Origin of the sequence: Bacillus sp. AFS088145 (assembly GCF_002564465.1) — a bacterium.
Classification (GTDB): Bacteria; Bacillota; Bacilli; order Bacillales; family Bacillaceae_G; genus Gottfriedia.
In genome coordinates this window covers 1-282 of record NZ_NUUX01000096.1, presented here as the reverse complement: position 1 = coordinate 282, position 282 = coordinate 1, and the positions used below count along the sequence as shown (strand labels likewise).

The following is a 282-nucleotide window of genomic DNA, read 5'->3' as shown; positions in this document are numbered from 1 at the left end:
AAGCGAACGCGGTGAACTGAAACATCTAAGTAACCGCAGGAAAAGAAATCAACCGAGATTCCCAGAGTAGTGGCGAGCGAAATGGGAGCAGCCTGTACTCTTTATCTTCATTGTTAGTCGAACGCTCTGGAAAGTGCGGCCATAGCAGGTGATAGCCCTGTAGACGAAAACAGCGAGGAAGAACTAGGTGTACGACAAGTAGGGCGGGACACGTGAAATCCTGTCTGAAGATGGGGGGACCATCCTCCAAGGCTAAATACTCGTGATCGACCGATAGTGAAC

General features: G+C 50.0%; 1 rRNA gene. It reads left to right on the top strand.

Annotated features, from left to right (window positions below):
* A 23S ribosomal RNA gene (locus tag COI44_RS23790) occupies positions 1–282 on the top strand; the annotation flags it as partial.